This window comes from Streptomyces sp. NPDC000983 (assembly GCF_040299205.1).
Lineage (GTDB): Bacteria > Actinomycetota > Actinomycetes > Streptomycetales > Streptomycetaceae > Streptomyces.
This window is the reverse complement of record NZ_JBEPBM010000047.1, coordinates 1-15,055: the sequence shown is the minus strand read 5'-3', so window position 1 is coordinate 15,055 and position 15,055 is coordinate 1. Positions and strand designations below refer to the sequence as shown.

Genomic DNA, 15,055 nt, shown 5'->3' with positions numbered 1-15,055 from the left:
GTTGCGCCCGCCGGGCGGAACAGCGTTGTCAGTGGCGGCCGCTAGGTTGCTCCTATGCATCTGCGGTACTCCTTCCGGATCGAGCCGACGCCGGGTCAGCGCATCGCGCTGGCCCGTACGTTCGGCTGCGCCCGGGTGGTCTACAACGATGCGCTGGCAGCAAGGAAGGCCGCCTACGAGGCGGACGGGTCGCGGATCGCGACGGGTGCTCTGGCGAAGCAGGTGATCACCGACGCGAAGCGGACGCCCGAGCGGGCCTGGCTGACCGAGGTGTCGGTCGACGCCCTGCAGTCCGCCCTTCGCGATCTCGATGCCGCCTACGCGAACTTCTTCTCCTCGCTGTCGGGCAAACGGCGAGGACGGCGCATCGGACTCCCGGCGTTCAAATCGAGGAAGGACAGCCGGCAGGCCGTCCGCTTCTCCAAAAACGGGTTCCGGCTGCGCCACAGCGGCCGCCTGTACTTGGCGAAGATCGGGGACGTGCGGGTCCGCTGGTCCCGCAAGCTGCCCTCGATCCCGTCGTCGGTGACCGTGGTCAGGGATGCTGCGGGCCGGTACTTCGCGAGTTTCGTGGTGGCCGTCGAACCCGAACCACTGCCGGCCGTGGACGGCGAGGTGGGCATCGACCTGGGCCTGACGCACTACGCCGTGCTGTCGGATGGGCAGGTGATCGACAATCCCCGCTTCCTGCGGCGCGCTGAGCGCCGCCTCAGGAAAGCGCAGCAGATGCTGAGCCGGAAGGCGAAGGGGTCGAAGAACCGGGCGAAGGCCCGGCTGAAGGTCGCCCGTGCGCACGCTCGGGTGGCTGATGCGCGCAGGGACTGGTGCCACCAGCAGGCTTGGAGGCTGATCCGCGACAACCAAGCGGTCTACCTCGAGGACCTGGCGGTCTCCGGCCTGGCCCGCACCCGCCTGGCCAAGTCCGTGCACGACGCCGCGTGGGGCATGTTCCGCCGGGTGCTTGAGGAGAAGGCGGCCCGCTACGGCCGGCACCTCGGTATTGTCTCCCGCTGGCTGCCGTCCTCGCAGACGTGCTCGGTCTGCTGGATGGTGGACGGGCGGAAGCCGCTGCACGTACGCGTCTGGCGGTGCCAGGGCTGCGGTGCTGAGCATGATCGTGACCTCAATGCGTCGCGTGTGATCCTCGCCGCCGGGCAGGCGGAGAGGCTAAACGCCCCTGGAGGGCCGGTCAGTCCCGGAGTGGAAACCCCACACCGGGCACGGCCCGTTGAACGGGGAACCCACCCGAAGGCCCAGCCGGACACCACCGGCAGCCAGGCGGGATTCCCCGTCCTTTAGGACGGGGAGGATGTCAATGCCTGGGTACTCGTCTCTCCCTCCGAGCGGCCCGGCACCGCGCACCTGGCGGGCGCGGCGATCGGGCTCGGCGGAGTCTGCCTCATGCTGCTCACGGGAACGGGCGGAGTGAGCGTGCCCGGAGTTCTCGCCTCGGTTGCGGCGATGCTCGTGTCGTCGTTCGGCCACATCCTGACCAAGCGGTGGAACAGTGCCGATACCGACGTGCTCGCCTCGACCGCCTGGCAGCTCACCGCCGGAGGGCTGTTCCTTGTGCCGGTCGCCGCCGCCGTGGAGGGCCCTCCGCCCGCGCTGTCCGCACCGGCGCTCCTCGCTGTCGGTTATGTCACCCTCATCGCGACCGCGGTGGCCTTCGCCGCCTGGTTCGCCGGGCTGCGGCACCTGCCCGCGGGGACCGTGGGCCTGGTCGGACTGCTCAACCCCGTCACGGGTGCCCTGCTCGGCGTGGCGGTGGCCGGAGAGGTGCTGGCGGCCCAGCAGCTGTGTGGGCTGGCTCTCGTCCTGCTCGGTGTCGTCCTGGGGCGGCCCGCTCGCGCGGGGCGACACGGGAGCAACCCGACGGCCCGCCGTCCCCGCACCCGGCAAGAGCCCGCTCGCGAGTCCTCCGCCTGCGGTCCCTTGTGAGGATCGGGGAGCACGCCTACCTGCTCCTGGAGCGGCCGATGAGGTCTCCGTCGCGCGCGCTGCGGCTCCTCGCCCCGCCATGGGGATGTCCCATCCCGCACATGACGCCACAATGGGCGCTATCCACTCTTTCTGCAGCATTGGAGACACCCATGAAGGATCTCAAGTTCGAGCAGAAGCGCTCGCTGTCACGACTCGAGGCGGCCGACCAGCTCACGGCACTCGCGGACGCGCTGCGAGAAGGCGGGGAAGCCCGGCTGGAACTCAGCCCCGGGACGTTGAGCCTGCGCATACCCGACGACCTGCGCAGCGAGATAGAGGTCGAGATCGGCGACGGGGAGATCGAGCTGGAGATCGAGTTCAAGTGGCCGACCGCACGGACTCGGAAAGCGCCTTCGCGGACGGAGGCGGGCGCCGAGAAGGCGACGGAGCGCAAGACCGGCCCCGCCAAGCCCGGTCGGAGCACCACGGCCACCAGCCGGAGCAGGAGCGCCAAGCGGTCCGCTGGGTGAACGCCCTGCGGGCCGGCACTGTTCGACTCCGCAGGCAGGGCGCTCCCGCCGCGGCTCAGCCGATGCCCTGCCGGTCCGGCCGCAACGCGAAACCGCGGTCGGCCGGGTTCGCCGTCTGCCTGGTGATGCTCTGGCGGAGGAGTTCGCGGTGGCGCAGGAGCGGGGAGCGGCGGTCCGGCGGGACCAGGAGCAGCAGGTCGTCGAGGCCGGCGAGCATGCGGCGGGTGACCTGCGGGGTTCTGGCGGCGCATCCGCGGACCTCGGCGAAGCCGAGGTCGACCAGCGCGGTCCAGCTCGGCACGGGCTGGACGAGGCGCACGGTTTTGGCCCGGTCGAGGTGAAGGGCGGCGTCGAGGGGCCGGCGGCTCAGGGCTGCCAGGAGCTGGACGATACGGTCCAGGGCCTGGACCGCGGTGGTGGGGTCGTTGATCGCCTGGGAGAGGGCGCGCAGCGCGATGTCGGAGAGCTGGCGCAGCCCGAACCCGAGGTCCTGGTGGTAGGTGCGCTCCACGCCCACCGACAGAGTGCGCCGCAGCGCCGCCCGCGGGGGCGGCGGCCCGCCGTGGACTGCGAGGACCGGCGTGCCCGGGACCACGAAGTCGCCGACCCGGGGGATCAGGCGCAGCACCACCCCGTGCCGCCGGGCGACCCGGACGAGCCGGGCGACGTGCACGTCCCGCAGGACGCCCGCCCGCCCCTCGTGGAGCAACCGGGCCGTGACCGGGCCGAGGTCGCACGGGGCCGCGCCGCTGTGCGGTCCGGGCACCCAGGCGGCGGCCCGCAGGGACTCGGCGGCGATCCGCGCGATGACGTGGCTGATCCGCATGAGCCGGAGGGTGGTGTTCACGTAGAGGACGAACAGCAGCAGGCTCAGCGCGACCATGACCAGGGTGAGGACCGACTGCACCAGGGGGACCGAGACCAGGGCGGCTGGGTCGGGGGTGCTGTCGTACGAGGTCAGGACGAGGAGGGTCAGTACGAACGTGGCGAGGAAGACAGCGAAGGTCGCCTTGGTGATCCGGCTGCGGACGAAGAGCCGCACCACGCGTGGCGTGAACTGACCGCTGGCCATCTGCACCGCGACCAGGGAAATGCTGAAGACCACGCCGATGAAGGTCATCATCGCCGAGCTGACGGCCCCGACCACGCTCTTGGCATCGTCGGCGAAGCGCGCCAGGTCCTCGAGCTCCTCGTAGGCCCCGTCCTCCTGGAGCGCCTCGACGATCAGCGCGTCGCACTCCTGCGCGACCGCCCAGACGACGAACACCGCCGCCATGGCGGCCACCGGGGCGAACCAGAAACTGTCACGCAGATGCTCCCTGAGCGGGGACGACACCCGGGGCCGACGCCCCCAGGAAGAACCCTCCGTAACCGCTTCATCACGCATGGCCCGATCGTAAGAGCCACACCCTCGATCCGACGCACTGCCACGACCGCGCCGCCGCCGGCTCCCAGCACCTTCAGTCGTGCGGGCCGCGGAGGCCGAGGCCAACCGGCGCGTCCCGACAAGTCATGTGCTCCTGGCGCGCTGAAGGAGTGTCCGCAGGTCGTCCTCGAACCCCAGGCGTCGGACGAGCAGGCGTCGGTACCTGATCGGCAAGCAGAACGTGGATCGGGCTCCCGTGTGGTGTTCGATGTCGATCATCACCGCTGAGTCGAGCCTGGGCAGCTGCCTGCACAGGAGGAGCGGAAGGAGCCAGCCCCAGCTGCGCGAGTCGATCGCGTTGCCGTAGAGCAGAGCGGCGCACCGGTTCGTTCCCAGCTTTTCCCGCAGGGCACCGGAGAAGGAGCGGAGCGAGCGCGGACCGTCCCAGTCGACGTGCTGGCTCAACTCGCCGGAGTCCGCCTGCACCACGACGTCGTCATCGCCGTGATGCAGCGTGATCCACTGCGCCCGCACGCCTCTGCGGCGGGTCCACACCCTTGGGGCGACCCGTACCGCCGTTTCCAGGACGCGGATGTAGTCCGCGCGGACGTCGACCGGGAGGGAGCCGAGTTCGGCCAGGAGCGCCTCGCCCCGCACGGACATGCACGCCCCCCCCGACGTGGTGTGTGACCTTTCCGGCCGTAGGGTAATGCAGCCCGGTTCCGGCATGTTCGTGGGAGCCGCGCCGACCCCGCGGTCTCCGTGCACCGCCCATGGACGGGACGGCCACACCACCCTCCTCGGTCGGCCGTCGTAATCGCCTCGCATGCACCTATAGTCGGCATTCGGCCACCGATAAACGAACTCCTTTGTAGTAAAAGGCACTTCCGCAACTGACCGCGTGCATGACATCTTGCGTCCATCACTTGATTCGTACGACCCGGCCTGACCACCGGGTCTTCGGAGGACGCATTGATACCCCACAGATCCAGCCGCCCTCGCCGTACCCTCGCGCTGGCCGCCACGCTCGGCGCGACGCTCGCCCTCGGAGCCCCCGTCGCGCTCGCCGACACGGCTCCCGTCTCCCGCTCCGGCTCGGACGCCCCTGCCCCCGCGGCGGCGCCCCGGGCCGCGGCCACCGCTTCCGCGAGCGCGGCCTGGGCCGCCGGCACCCGCGCCTACCTCGTGATCACCGCCCCGGGGGACACCACGGCGGTCCGGAACGCGGTGACCGCCAACGGCGGCACGGTCTTCCAGTACTACGACGCGATCGGTGTCATCACCGCCCACTCCACGTCCGCCTCCTTCGCCGCCACGATGCGCGGTGTGAGCGGGGTCCAGCAGGTCGGCGCCACCCGCACCTCCGACGTGCCGGCGGACGCCTACAACCCGGCGCTGCCCGCCAACCCGGCGCAGTCCACGACCCCTTCGGGCGAGCCGGTCCGCGCCGACATGACGCAGATCAAGGCCGACCAGGCATGGGCCGTCACCACCGGCTCCGCCTCCGTCAAGGTCGGCATCCTGGACACCGGTGTGGACGACCAGCACCAGGACCTGGCGCCGAACTTCAACGCCGCCGACTCCGCGTCCTGCGCGTACGGCAAGCCGGACACCCGTACGGGCGCCTGGCGTGACATCGGCACCCACGGCACGCACGTCGCCGGCACGGTCGCGGCCGCCAAGAACGGCAAGGGCGTCATCGGCGTGGCCCCGGGCGTGAAGATCTCCTCGGTGCGCATCGCCGAGCCCGGCAGCTCGCTCTTCTTCGCCGAGAACACCATCTGCGGCTTCATGTGGGCCGGCGACCACGGCTTCAAGGTCACCAACAACAGCTACTACACCGACCCGTGGCAGTTCAACTGCCCGGACAACGCCGACCAGGCCGCGATCATCGAGGGCGTCAAGCGCGCCCAGGAGTACGCCGAGGGCAAGGGCTCGCTCCAGGTCGCGGCGGCCGGCAACTCCAACATCGACCTGGCCAACAAGACGACCGACACCGAGAGCCCGAACGACTCCACGCCGGTCACCCGCACCATCACCAACGCCTGCCTGGACATCCCGACCGAACTGCCGGGCGTCGTCACGGTCTCGGCGATGGGCACCACCGCGAAGGCCTCGTACTCCAACTACGGCCTGAACGTCATCGACGTCACGGCTCCCGGCGGAGACGGCACCGGCATCTACAGCACGCTCCCCGGCGGCAAGTACGGCTCCATGAGCGGCACTTCGATGGCCTCGCCGCACGTCGCCGGCGTGGCGGCGCTGCTGGCCAGCACCAACCCCGGCATCACCCCCGCGCAGTTGCGCGACAAGCTCGCCACCCAGGCCAACGACGTCGCCTGCCCGTCGGACAGCCGCTGCAAGGGCACCACGACCAAGAACGGCTTCTTCGGCGAGGGGCAGGTCGACGCCCTCAAGGCCGTCGGCAGCACCCCGCCGCCCGGCAAGTACTTCGAGAACACGGCGGACTTCGCCATCGGTGACAACACGACCGTGGAGAGCCCGATCACCGTCAGCGGCGTGACCGGCAACGCCCCGGCCACCCTCAAGGTCGGCGTGAACATCGTGCACACCTACATCGGCGACCTGAAGGTCGACCTGATCGCACCGGACGGCACCGTCTACACGGTCCACAACCGCTCGGGCGGCAGCACCGACAACATCAGCCAGGTCTACACCGTCAACGCCTCCGCCGAGGTCGCGAACGGCACCTGGAAGCTCCGGGTCAACGACAACGCCGGCGGCGACACCGGCAGGATCGACTCCTGGAACGTCACCTTCTAGAGGGGCGTCCTCGGTCGAAGTCTCATCTCGGGATGCGGATCTGATCCCGCGGTGTCGGGTCACGCCAGGCGCTGGTGTGACCCGACACTGATTTGTGTTCGGGTTCGATGCTCCTCACCTGCGTCAATGACGTGCCGTGGGCGGGTGGCCGACGTTTGACGAACGCTTGTTGCCGCGGCTGGGCAACGCCTGGGTCATGGGCGCGGGGTTCGATGTGGAGGAGAACGCGGTGCGCAGGGGCGCGATCTTCCGCCCCGGGACCTGGGCAGAGGCGGCAGCCGTCAGGACGACGTCCTTGAGCCTGCACAGAGGCGGTCCGCCTCTGTGGTCATGCCGCCCCGGGCGACTCACATTGTGAGGGAAGTCCGCACCCCGCCCTACAGGACGGTGACCGATATGTCAGCGACGGACGAAACCCGAGATCTGCAGGAACAGCAGGCAACGGCGGCGGCGAAGAGGTATCGCGAGGCGGCTGCGGAGCGGGAGGTGATAGAGGACCGGCTGGCGGCGGGGGTGAAGTATCCCGACACCCCGCAGGCGATCGCCAACCGGGCCAGGCGGCTTCTCGACCAAGGGGGCGTCCCGCCCGCAGCGGCTGTGGAGAGTATCTACGCACAGGCGCTCGAGGGACCGCAGACCCTGGAGCGGATCGTGGGGCTCACCATGGACCTTCAGCCGTGGAGCTTCCTGCCCAGAGGCGTCCGCGCGGGCGCCAGCGTAGCCCGCATCGGAATTCTGCGTGACGGTCTGGAACAGCCGCACGCCACCGGATTCCTGGTCTCGCCGCGACTGCTGCTCACCAACCATCACGTGCTTCCCGACGTGCGGACGGCGCAACGGTGCTTCCTGGAGTTCAACGCCCAGGTCACCATCGACAACGCGCGCGAGACCACCATCCGGTACGAGCTCGATCCCGGCACCTTCTTCGCGGCGGACGAGCACCTCGACTACGCGCTGGTCGCGGTCGAGCCCGCCGCCGACGGCCGCCTCGCGGGCGAGGCCCTCGGATGGAACCGGCTCATCATCGAGCAGGGCAAGATCGTCGTGAACGACCCGGTGAACATCATCGGCCACCCGATGGGCCGCCTCAAGGAGATCGCTGTCCGGGACAACGCCGTCGTCCAGAGACTGGAGAACTTCCTGCACTACCGGACCGACACCGAGCCCGGGAACTCCGGCTCTCCTGTCTACAACGACCAGTGGGAGGTGGTGGCACTGCACCACCAGGGCGTGCCGGACACGGACAGCAGCGGCAGGGTCCTGCGCAAGGACGGTCAGCCCTGGCGCAAGGGCATCGACGGTGACGACACCGTCGCCTACGTCTCCAACGAGGGCGCCCGCACCAGTTCGATCCTCAAGCATCTCGCCGCGCTGCCGCTGGACCCCGAGCAGCGTGCGCTGCTGGCCGAGATGGGCCCCCAGTCCGGCCTCCAGCGCGCGTCCGAGGCCGGCCTGGTGCGGACACCGGCCGCGCCAGCCGACCCGGTGCAGGAAGCCGCCGCAGGCGTGGGCCCCTCACGCTCCACAGCCACACGCGCTGCCACCGCGCCCCGCAGCGGCCTGAAGGCCCCGGCGAACGCATTCGGCGGCCGCCGGCACCTGATCTTCCTGCACGGCCGCAGCCAGCACGGGAAGGACCCCGCAGACCTCCGCCGCCGCTGGACCGGGGGACTGAACCACGGCCTCACCCGCGCGGGCCTCGCCACGGTCGCGCCCGAGAACGTCTGGTTCCCCTTCTACGGCGACCGCATCGCCGAAGTCATCGGGCAACAGGAAGCCATTCCGGCATACGGTGCCGACGTGCCGGCCGTTGCCGCCGCTGAGACGTACGCCGTTGAGTCCGTGGACGGTACGTACGAGCGGCTCGTCCTGGAAGCGGCAGCCCTCGACGGCATGCCGCACAACGGCCGGCCGGCGAGTGAGAACCTCGGCAGCACGCTCGTCGGATCCCTCCAGGGCGCCCTGAGCTGGCTGTCGGCCAGGACCGGCGTGGACGCCCTGACCATCGCGACCCTCTTCCGTGACGTGGACGCCTACCTCCGCGACGACGGCATCCGCAACGCGGTCCTGGACTGCGTGGCCCAGACGCTTCCACCCGAAGGCGAGCTGGTCCTGGTCACCCACAGCCTCGGCACGGTGGTCGGCATGGACCTCGTCGCCAACCGCCTCCCCTCGCCAACGAAGGTCACCCTTCTCCTCACCGCAGGCAGCCCGCTGGGGATGGACGCGGTGTACAGCCGGCTGATCCCGCCGGGCACGCGCCGTCCCGACGCGGTCAAGAACTGGGTCAACGCCTGGTGCCCGACCGACGCGGTGGCCATCGGCTGTCCGCTGGAGCGTCGCTGGGGCAAGCTGACGGAGGAACACGCCGTGGTCAACGCCAGCGACCGGTCGCACAGCATCGAGGAGTACCTCGCCCACCCGGAAGTCGCCCAGGCTGTCGACGAATTCCTCCGGCCGACGTCTCACTGAGGACGAGGAGCGCCGGGTGGTCACGCGGCGGTGAACCGTCGGGATCCGTCGGCACTCCAAACGGTGCCACGTACCTGCGGATTGACTGACGCGCAGCGGGCGGGACGGAGCCGCCTGGCCGCAGGGCCAGGCGTGGTGCCTGCGGCCGGCTTTCACGGGCCCAGACGCCTCCGAGAGGTGCTGCCCCGGACCGGGACAGTCAACCGGGGACCCCGGGGGCCGGGCAGCACTGAGCGCGCGGAGCAAGCAGACCCGGCTCCGGCGGCACAGGTCTTCACCAGGCGTTGCGGCCGCGTCTCGGGGCGGGTGAGTCGCCGGCCTGTCCCCGCAGCCGGTCGGACGCCGGTGCCGCGGCTTGCTGCGGCGCGCTGAGCTGCCTTCTGTGCCGGTCCCCTTGGACGTAGGGCAGCCCCTGCAGCAGATCGGTCATCTGGGGCGACGGGCTGACCCTGAGTTCCTGCTGCAGATAGGCCTCGTAGTGCTGATAACACCGCACCGCGCTGGCGACGTTGCCTTCGGCGAGATGAACCTCGATGACGGTGCGGTGGGCGGTTTCCCGGATCGGATCGATCGCCGTGGCTGCCAGCGCCGCCTGGAGGGCGGGCAGGTACTGACGGGCGGTCAGCAGCTGCTGGGCCAGACTCTCCAGCGCGTACAGGCGCATCTGGTTCCAGCGTTCGCGGTCCGACGTCAGCCACTCGTCAGGCCAGCCCGGCAAGAGCTCCCGGGTGAACTCCGCTATGAGGTCCTCGCCCTCGGAGGGCGGCAGCCCCGGCCCGTCGATGATCTGCCGAGCCGCGTCGCACCTTCCCAGCACATCGACTCGCACCACCGGCGCTACCCGCAGGCGCTGGCCGATGCAGTCGATCAGGGTGACACAGCAGGCACGCCGCCCCTGGCACAGTGCCGAGCGCAGGTTGGCCGCGGCCCGGTGGCACGGGTAGTCCGGCCACAACTGTTCGGCTGCCGCGCTGCGGTGAACGCCATCGGGCCTCAGGCCCAGGAACGCCAGCAGTCGCTGAGCTCCGAGAGATGCCCGCACGCTGCTGCCGCAGCAGGTGAGCTCGAAGGCACCCAGCAGTTCGAGGGTGACCTCGGCAGAAGCTTCGTTTCCAAGCACGTCCACCACTGTGCCCTCGGCATGTGCCAAGCGCATCCGGTTGCTGCGCTAATTGCCGCAGGTGGAGCCGTGGCGGTGAGCCGCTCGCCCTTTTCTTCGACGCCTGCATCCGAGGCCGCTCCCTGCGACGACGACGTGCCGTTGATGCCCAGGAAACGCGGGGACAACGCTAATGCGCACGCACCCTCCATATCGCCCGAACAGGGGTGGGGGATGCTCTGGAGTGCAAGCCTCAGGAGCTCCCTCCCACGAATCAGTTGCGCGGATCCACGGCCTGATATTGCGGGGTCGGAATCGAATACGACCCCCGCAACACCGTCGGAGGAGAACAGCGAACAGCTGGGAGCTCGACCCGGAAAGGAAACCCGATGACCACCACACACGCAGCACCGGCGCGGGCAGCCGAAACGGACGCGGACGCCGACTACGAGGCGTATCAGAAGGTCGTCCAGCTCATGAGCAAGGCGATGTCGGACTCCATCCTGGAATCGCTCAGCAAGCTCAAGGACCCGGACGACTTCGTCGAGCACGTCAGGAGCGCGGCGGACGCCCAGGGAGTCTCAAGGGAAGACGTCCGCGCGGAAGACCTCTTCGAACGGTTCTGGAGGCTGGCCAACGGCCTCGACCTGGAACTGCAGTGGCGGAGCAGTTCCGGCGTCCCCGTCCGTTCCGCTCTGATCGCCGATTCCGTCACCCCGCCCGACGAGCAGCAGAGGGTCTCCATCGGCGTCAGCGCCTTCGGAATCGGAGTCGGAATCAGCTGGTAGGCAGCCGGCGTCTCCGCGTTCGGTGTCGCACGGTGGAGTATCCCGAGAACTCCGGACTGTCCGTCCATGGACTTTCCCTCCGGGAACCGACAGAGCCGACGAGAAGGGGGAAAGTCCTCCGGAATTCTGTCCAGCTTTCCCGCATTACCGGAAAGCCCGAAACGGGAACGCAGCCCGACATCACACATCCCGCGTGAGCGCTGGAGAATTCAAGGCAGGGACCGGCAGCCAGGAAAGGTGTACCGGTCCCTGCGCCCGTGGTTCGGCACGGGGCGCAAGCAGGCCTCCACTCCCGCGAAGGAGCATCGCTCTTCCCACGCGGGCCCGGGGGTCCTGACGTCACCCACCACGGGCCCAACCCGACATCAAGGAGGCGTCATGTCACGTCAGTACTATCAACATGGCAACCTCGTCGAGGCCGAAGAGCTTGACGCCATCATCGCGGTCAAGTTCAGCTGGGATTTCGACACCCTCGGCTCGGAATCCGCCAACGCGGCAGCGGCACTGGGAAGCGGCACTCGCGAGCAGATACGCGAGGCAGGCGTCGACGACGAGACGCGCGAGGCCTTCGCCCAGGCGAACTGGGTATTCGTCAGACCGACCCCGCAGACCAGAGAGGCGATCACCACGGGGGAGGAGATTCCCGGAACCGAGGCGACCGGGAACGTCATCCGGCGTCCCAACGGCAGGATCGGCATCGCCACCGACGCGCTGACAGTCCAGCTCCGGCCGACACTCTCGCACGAAGAAGTCGAACGAGTGCTCGAAACGGTGGGTCTGAGCGTCGTCAACAGACTCCGCTTCGCGGACAACCTCTACGAAGTGCGCACCACGTCGTCCCGCGACGCTCTCGCAGCCTCCGTCGACCTTCACGGCAACGACCAGTTCGTCTTCGCCGAACCGTCGCTCATCGAACACGTCCCCGGCCGGTTCAGGCCCACGGGCGCCCGGTACGCCCAGCAGTGGCAGTGGAGGAACGCCGGCACAGGCGGCGGAACCCCGGACGCCGACGTCCATATCGAATCGGCCTGGGACCGCACCTTCGGGACCGGGATGCGCGTCGCCGTCATAGACAACGGCTTCGACGCAACCCATCCGGACCTTGCCGCCGGCGTGGATCCCCTGTCCGGGTTCTTCGACGACACGGCAGGCACCGTCTTCGTCCAGGGCACCTCGGGGATGCCCGACAGCGATCACGGCACCTTCTGCGCCGGCATGGCAGGGGCCCGGCTCAACAACGCCGCCGGCGGTACCGGCGCAGCCCCCGAATGCAGCCTGATGCTCCTGGCGTGCCTCAAGGACCAGGTCGGCACGCAGACATCGCTCGCCCGCGCAGTGGCGTACGCGGCAGTCCCCTCCACGGAGGTTCCCGGGGCCGTCCCCGACGACGGGGCGGACATCCTGGTCAGCAGCCTGGGCCCGAACGGCGCGGACTGGGACCTCACCAGCACCCTGGACCTCGCTCTCGAGTTCGCTGCCACCAACGGTCGCCAAGGCAGGGGACTGGCCGTCTTCTGGGCCGCGAGCAACGGCAAGAACGCCGACGTCACCAAGGACGAAGTGGCATCCCATCCGGACGTGATCGCCGTCGTGCGGTCGAACAACCGCGACCGGGAGGACAACGCGGCACGAGGCTCAGAGGTCGAACTGATCGCCCCCGGCGTCAATGTCTCCAGCACCAGGTCCGGCGGCGGGTACGGAACCAGCACCGGCACCAGTTTCGCCGCCCCCTGCGCTGCCGGGTGCGCCGCACTGGCACTTTCGGTCAACCCCCGCCTCAACCGAGACCAACTCCGCGCGGTGATGCACGAGTCGGCCGACAAGGTCGGAGGACCGCAAGCCGCCTACAACGCGGCCGGCCACAGCGACGACTACGGCTTCGGCCGGGTGAACGCGTCCCGGGCCGTCGCCCTCGCCGACGGGATGACCGACTGAGCAGGAAGCCGGCGAGTGCATCCGCCGCACGCAGTCCGATACCGCCCGCCACACCCTCCCATGCGGCACTCAGGGCGGTATCGGACTGGACCGAGCGGGATGCGGGGGAGTGCGGCCAGCGGCTGAAAGCGACAGTTCGCGCGCTCTGGGTCCCGCCGTTGAGCGGCTTACCGGCCGGCCCTCACCCGCAACTTCCCCAATTGCTGCCATCCGACCGGCAACCCGCTTGAATTGCTGCAGACCTAGAACCCGCCCCACTCGGTCCACGCGGCGTCGGGGTGCGTATTCGCCTTGATTTTGGTGAATTCGCCCTCATTTGTCGCCACGATGAGCTGCGGCCGCCCATCCGGCAGTTTTACGGTGGCCACGCTCTGCACAACTCCCGACGGACCCGGGAACGGAGTCCACCCGGCCCACCCCGTGTCGGGGTCGTCAGCCGGATGCCTCTTCCAACTGCTGACCAGTTCCCCCGCGTCGTTCACGGCCCAAATCTGCGGTCGGCCGTCCGACAGCAGGACGGTGGCCATCATTCGCAGTGTCATGTCACTTTTCCTCTCATTGTCGGGACTTCAACCACGACGTGGCGACGGGAGGAACTGAGCCACCGGGCGACGCAGTTGAGGCTTTCCTTCGCAGGAGCTGCGGCATCGGCCACCGCATCCGAACAGCCGATTTCCCCTGCTCTTGCCACCAGCGGCAACGACGCCACAGCCGACAAACCGGCAGGCCTTTTTGCCCCGGGAAGCCGCCCGAAGACGTGTGATCCTCTGGACCAGGCTGCACTGACCTACCTGAGCATCCGCCACCTGCGTTCGGGTGGCATAAGCCGTGGGTGCAACCGGTGCTCCGTAAGCGTTGCCGGTCCGTCGACGGCGCATCGTCGGTGCAGGATGATGCCCTGGCGGAAGCGGAAGTGAAGAAGGTCCCCGATGAGGTCCTCGAACCCGGGAGACCGAGCAGGACTGTTCACCGACCGGGAGGCGCACCACATCGAGTGTGTCGACTCGGCTGCGTTGGCGAAGTTCGCTGCCACGCCGGGGGCGCTCTGCCCGAGCAGCGGAACGCGGCCGACAGCGCCACGGTCACCCGGCCCGCCGACCCGAAGGGCTACACGGTCTGGGCCGGAGTCACCCATGGCTGTCGCCGCGATCCGGCTGTAGCTTGCCCCGCAGCCGCGGCTTATCGCATGACCGGACGGTTCGCGGACGTGTACTCCTCCGCGACGCTGAAGACGCTGCCACAGCGGGGGCATTCCGCTTGACCGAACAGGTGGGCAACTCCGTTGGCGAGCCCCTCCTGCCCGTCCCGGACAGCGAGTTGGTGCATCCATTTCGCTCCTGGCCGTCCCCAAGACCTGCCCGCACTGGTGATACCGGCGAACCCTTAGGGCGCTGCCAGCGCGCTGTATCGGCTTCCTCGGCAGCGGTCCGGACCGGCAGCAGCGAAAATGACCGCGTCACGCTGGCGCGGGCATGACGATCCCCGCCCGAGTGGTGAAGACTGGACTGATGCGTCACGATCCCGGCGGACTCCTGTTCATAGCGCTCGGTCTCGTACTTGTCGCCGCCGGTTTCGTGTGGCGAGGACGTGTCCTGCGCCCCCTCTCGGCGAAGCGGGCCCGGGCAGCCGCGATCCGAGACCGTTCCAGAAACCTGCTGCGTGCGGCGGACATGGCGATCGCCGAAGCGCGCCGCCGGGCCTCGCGGGGCGAACCGGCCATCGTCACGGTCGAGGACGTGACCAGGGTGGCGTGCCGGCACTACGGACACCACTTCGTGGAGCGCGAAGAAGCAGCTGCCGCACTCCGCCAGCGCTATGAGGCCGCCGACTGCCGGGTGGACTGTATGACCGACGCCTTCAACTGACTGACTTCCTTCTCGGCGAGTGCTTGAGGCCAGGGCGCCAAGGCCCTCGCCTGATCGGTGGTCACACTGCGGCGCAGTGATCAGCGCGGTAAGGGGCTATCAACTGTTGAGCGTTCTATCAGTGATTCTCGGCTTTTATCTGCTTGCTATTTTGATGGTGTGAAGCTTTCCGAGTGGGCGGCGCGTAACGGCGTGCACTGAGCCGTTTCCATCTTGATCAGCTGGTGAGTTCGAGAGTGACGATGGCGCGGACGACGGTGGTGATCCTCGTGGTGCTGCAGCGCAGTTTGCGA

Annotated in this window: 11 protein-coding genes and 1 pseudogene; 8 read left to right on the top strand and 4 right to left on the bottom strand. The window is 69.1% G+C overall.

Annotated elements, in window-relative coordinates; translation table 11 throughout:
* Positions 1-54 precede the first annotated feature (54 nt).
* From ABT296_RS33460 to ABT296_RS33450, 3 genes and pseudogenes are all read left to right on the top strand, one after another.
* Positions 55-1,299: an RNA-guided endonuclease InsQ/TnpB family protein gene (locus ABT296_RS33460; RefSeq protein ID WP_351933016.1), complete on the top strand. Its 1,245-nt coding sequence runs from the start codon at positions 55-57 to the stop codon at positions 1,297-1,299.
* An 18-nt stretch (positions 1,300-1,317) separates the two neighbouring features.
* Positions 1,318-1,941: pseudogene (locus tag ABT296_RS33455) on the top strand (DMT family transporter); the annotation flags it as partial.
* A 152-nt stretch (positions 1,942-2,093) separates the two neighbouring features.
* Positions 2,094-2,453, top strand: coding sequence for an amphi-Trp domain-containing protein (locus ABT296_RS33450; RefSeq protein WP_351933014.1), 360 nt, complete (start codon positions 2,094-2,096; stop codon positions 2,451-2,453).
* A 55-nt stretch (positions 2,454-2,508) separates the two neighbouring features.
* On the opposite strand, the gene ABT296_RS33445 is transcribed toward ABT296_RS33450, so the two are convergent.
* On the bottom strand, positions 2,509-3,840 hold the full coding sequence (locus ABT296_RS33445) for a DUF2254 domain-containing protein (protein WP_351933012.1): 1,332 nt from the start codon (positions 3,838-3,840) through the stop codon (positions 2,509-2,511).
* 123 nt (positions 3,841-3,963) lie between these two features.
* Positions 3,964-4,482, bottom strand: coding sequence for a hypothetical protein (locus ABT296_RS33440; protein WP_351933010.1), 519 nt, complete (start codon positions 4,480-4,482; stop codon positions 3,964-3,966).
* 309 nt (positions 4,483-4,791) lie between these two features.
* Between ABT296_RS33440 and ABT296_RS33435 the strand changes: the two genes are divergently transcribed.
* Both ABT296_RS33435 and ABT296_RS33430 read left to right on the top strand, forming a co-directional pair.
* A complete protein-coding gene (locus ABT296_RS33435) occupies positions 4,792-6,603 on the top strand; it encodes a S8 family serine peptidase (protein ID WP_351933008.1) in 1,812 nt (603 codons plus the stop codon).
* Positions 6,604-6,999: 396 nt separating this feature from the next.
* Entirely contained in the window at positions 7,000-9,075 is a 2,076-nt protein-coding gene (locus ABT296_RS33430) for a trypsin-like peptidase domain-containing protein (RefSeq protein WP_351933006.1), read from the top strand.
* A gap of 274 nt (positions 9,076-9,349) precedes the next feature.
* Here ABT296_RS33430 and ABT296_RS33425 read toward each other — a convergent pair whose 3' ends face one another.
* On the bottom strand, positions 9,350-10,195 hold the full coding sequence (locus ABT296_RS33425; RefSeq protein ID WP_351933004.1) for an AfsR/SARP family transcriptional regulator: 846 nt from the start codon (positions 10,193-10,195) through the stop codon (positions 9,350-9,352).
* Positions 10,196-10,563: 368 nt separating this feature from the next.
* On the opposite strand from ABT296_RS33425, the gene ABT296_RS33420 reads away from it, so the two are divergent.
* Together ABT296_RS33420 and ABT296_RS33415 are read left to right on the top strand one after the other, a co-directional pair.
* Entirely contained in the window at positions 10,564-10,962 is a 399-nt protein-coding gene (locus tag ABT296_RS33420; protein ID WP_351933002.1) for a hypothetical protein, read from the top strand.
* A gap of 378 nt (positions 10,963-11,340) precedes the next feature.
* Positions 11,341-12,897 carry a S8 family serine peptidase gene (locus ABT296_RS33415; RefSeq protein WP_351933000.1) on the top strand — a complete coding sequence of 519 codons (1,557 nt, stop codon included), beginning with the start codon at positions 11,341-11,343 and terminating at the stop codon, positions 12,895-12,897.
* A gap of 242 nt (positions 12,898-13,139) precedes the next feature.
* Here the strand turns inward: ABT296_RS33415 and ABT296_RS33410 are convergent, their stop codons facing one another.
* Positions 13,140-13,439, bottom strand: coding sequence for a hypothetical protein (locus ABT296_RS33410; protein ID WP_351932998.1), 300 nt, complete (start codon positions 13,437-13,439; stop codon positions 13,140-13,142).
* 966 nt (positions 13,440-14,405) lie between these two features.
* Here ABT296_RS33410 and ABT296_RS33405 point away from each other — a divergent pair.
* Positions 14,406-14,762, top strand: coding sequence for a hypothetical protein (locus ABT296_RS33405; RefSeq protein WP_351932996.1), 357 nt, complete (start codon positions 14,406-14,408; stop codon positions 14,760-14,762).
* The last annotated feature ends 293 nt before the right edge of the window (positions 14,763-15,055 follow it).

Excerpts from the sequence above, each read along its gene's own strand:
- ABT296_RS33430 (WP_351933006.1), top strand. The coding sequence starts at position 7,000 with ATGTCAGCGACGGACGAAACCCGAGATCTGCAGGAACAGCAGGCAACG.
- ABT296_RS33420 (WP_351933002.1), top strand. The coding sequence starts at position 10,564 with ATGACCACCACACACGCAGCACCGGCGCGGGCAGCCGAAACGGACGCG.
- ABT296_RS33410 (WP_351932998.1), bottom strand. The coding sequence starts at position 13,439 with ATGACACTGCGAATGATGGCCACCGTCCTGCTGTCGGACGGCCGACCG.
- ABT296_RS33440 (WP_351933010.1), bottom strand. The coding sequence starts at position 4,482 with ATGTCCGTGCGGGGCGAGGCGCTCCTGGCCGAACTCGGCTCCCTCCCG.
- ABT296_RS33460 (WP_351933016.1), top strand. The coding sequence starts at position 55 with ATGCATCTGCGGTACTCCTTCCGGATCGAGCCGACGCCGGGTCAGCGC.
- ABT296_RS33450 (WP_351933014.1), top strand. The coding sequence starts at position 2,094 with ATGAAGGATCTCAAGTTCGAGCAGAAGCGCTCGCTGTCACGACTCGAG.
- ABT296_RS33445 (WP_351933012.1), bottom strand. The coding sequence starts at position 3,840 with ATGCGTGATGAAGCGGTTACGGAGGGTTCTTCCTGGGGGCGTCGGCCC.
- ABT296_RS33415 (WP_351933000.1), top strand. The coding sequence starts at position 11,341 with ATGTCACGTCAGTACTATCAACATGGCAACCTCGTCGAGGCCGAAGAG.
- ABT296_RS33405 (WP_351932996.1), top strand. The coding sequence starts at position 14,406 with ATGCGTCACGATCCCGGCGGACTCCTGTTCATAGCGCTCGGTCTCGTA.